The sequence below is a fragment of the Wolbachia endosymbiont of Pentalonia nigronervosa genome, from assembly GCF_014534705.1.
In the GTDB taxonomy this organism is placed as follows: Bacteria; Pseudomonadota; Alphaproteobacteria; order Rickettsiales; family Anaplasmataceae; genus Wolbachia.
The window spans coordinates 1-2508 of record NZ_JACVWV010000114.1 but is presented as its reverse complement, the minus strand read 5'-3'; the positions used below and the strand labels follow the sequence as shown (position 1 = coordinate 2508).

Sequence of the window (2508 nt, the reverse complement as noted above, 5' to 3'; positions counted from 1 at the left end):
TGTTCATCCAGAATAGAATTAGTATAAATAATATACTTAAGATCTAGCTCCTTAAAATTACCTTGAAATATAGGATCTTTAGATTTGTTATTAAATCTTTCTCTACTGTTTAAATAGTCCGAGAAATACTTGCCTAGATAAAATTTATCGTTTTTTGGATTTGTAAATTTTTCAATGGTAACCTTACCCTTTTTTAAATTTTCTACATGTTTTGCTTGCAAAAGAATTATTGTTGATTTTTCCTCATTCCAATATCTAAAGACTATATCATCAAAAGCACCTAAACCATCCACATTTGTGTCTAAATAAAATCTATCTGTATCACTTTCCCCTCTAATCTTACCTAACATTAATAGATCAATTTCATAAGAATCTCCACTACTTGCAGTCCCTGCTCTTCTTTTAGAGCTGCGCTTTTGAGCAATTTCTTTTACTTTATTAGAATATTGCTTATTCTTTTCTTGATCTCCGCTCTCCTTAGAATAGAAACTTTGCTGAAATTGCTGATCTGCTGATTGCTCTTTAACATAGGATTGTAGGGTTGGCTGAGTGTGTGATTCCAATATTCGTACAATATCTTGCTTATCAAGACGTTTAGCAATATCTAATGGAATCTCATCATCGTTATTTCTCATACCAACTTCTGCTTGATTATTTAGGAGTAATTCTACAAGTTCTTTATTACCTTTATGGATAGCAATATGTAAAAGGGTATCACCTTTATTATTCTTAGCATTAATATCTGTTTTCCACTTTGGAAGCAGTAATTCTTCAACTATCTCTTTTTTGCCTCTTTCAACAGCATAGTGTAAAGGTGTATTATCTTTATTATTTTTATCAATAATGTTGGTCTTTACTCCTGCTTCTAGAAGCTCTTGGACTTTCTGCAGTTCACCCTTCCTTATAGCAGAAAATAGCTCTGTATTTTTTTCTCTTTCATCATCACTATCAATAAAGTCAGGAGAATTAAGATTTATTTGGTGATGCTGAGCAGAATCAATGGGCTGATTATCTCGATCAGACTGACTACCGTCATAAGGAGATTGCTGATTTCCTTGATTAGCATTTGAAGGCCCTGATTCATTATCAGCTCTTTTCACTCTATTTCCTGGTAGATCTGGTTGTTGTTTCACCAACTTAACATGTTGTTCAGGTTGACTCTCAGATAATTTATTTCCTTTAGAAGAACCAGATCTTCTAATAGCTTGTTCCACCTTAAAACCTTCTGGCAGTTCTGGATTGTCATTTATACGCTTTACTCTTTTTAAGTCTTGCAGAGCCTTTCTGCTTTGCTCTCTATATTGCTGTTCTTCCTGTATTTGTGATTTAAATTCTTCTTTTTTTAAATAGCTTGCTGGATACCTTGTCTTTAACATAAAATCCCCCTATTGTTACACCAAAACCGATCATGATTGATTCATAACATAATAAATTATTAAACTTAACAATGCAAGTTTTTGTGCATTTTGAAGCTGAAGTTAGCACTTACTGAAAATCCTTTATTTACTTTAGACACCAATTTCGTTAAATTTGACAACATTTTCCTCTCTATTCTCACGCACGTATATACTTTCATATAAACAGAAATTACTAAAAAGCTGTCCAGTATGGCTGGTTTTGGCTATTTTATATAACGATTCTGAGAACAAGTTTTTTTGGAATCGCTTGGCCCATTTACCCATAGTTGCAAGCTCCTCTCTAAGTTAGTTTAGTATGACAAAAACCCCCAATAATAGCTTGTTTTTACCCATATACATACGACATTTCGTACCTAATTATTTTCCCCAAAATTTCCATTTTCTTTACATAATCTATTAACCTTTCGCCATTTTTCTCTAAAAGGTAGGACATTTTTTGCGGTTTAGAGAAAGTAAATAATTGAATTTTTTGTCACGCTAAAGAGAAGCTTTTTCTTGGTAAGCTCAGTTGCCTTAAATTTCCTGAATTTGCCCTTAACTTGATGCGTATGGTATTTGCGGGTTACGTATGAGTTATGAACCAACCTTTTTACGGTTTTTTCAAGCCCGTTTTGAACCGCTTAATAAAACTTAAATATATGCACAGTCCCACTATATAATGGTATATTATCATCATCATTTAAGGAGTCATTACGGGACCATACAGCTTATACCACTTTTAGGCTTTTTGAAAGTGTTAAATTTATATTGATAGCCACTTCACACATCATAAAACTTTTCAAACTGCTCACTCCATAAAAGTGGTATTTTCTTTAAATCCGCTAATTTCAGATATTTTGGCTGGGTTCCGTTTAGAATATCCTCTTTTATCCTTGGAGCCAGGTAATTTAGTCGTAAAATACGCTGTATATGTCGTACATTAATTTCAGTACAAAGCTCCCTTGTTGTTGCGTATTTTCCTTCTTTTATTTGACGTTGCCACATATGTGCTCTTACTAATCCTTTCAGTAGTGTGCTATCTTTCTTATCATTTTTTTCGTCTTCCGGAGCCAGTATCATACATCTACCCACACTTTTCTTTAACTTGAGC

The 2508-nt window shown here is 33.2% G+C and carries 1 protein-coding gene and 1 pseudogene; both read right to left on the bottom strand.

What is annotated here, in order from left to right:
• Window positions 1-1376: ankyrin repeat domain-containing protein (locus IC220_RS06925; protein ID WP_188153720.1), on the bottom strand; the 1376-nt coding region annotated here is incomplete at its 3' end.
• A gap of 801 nt (window positions 1377-2177) precedes the next feature.
• Window positions 2178-2508: pseudogene (locus tag IC220_RS06920) on the bottom strand (hypothetical protein); the annotation flags it as partial.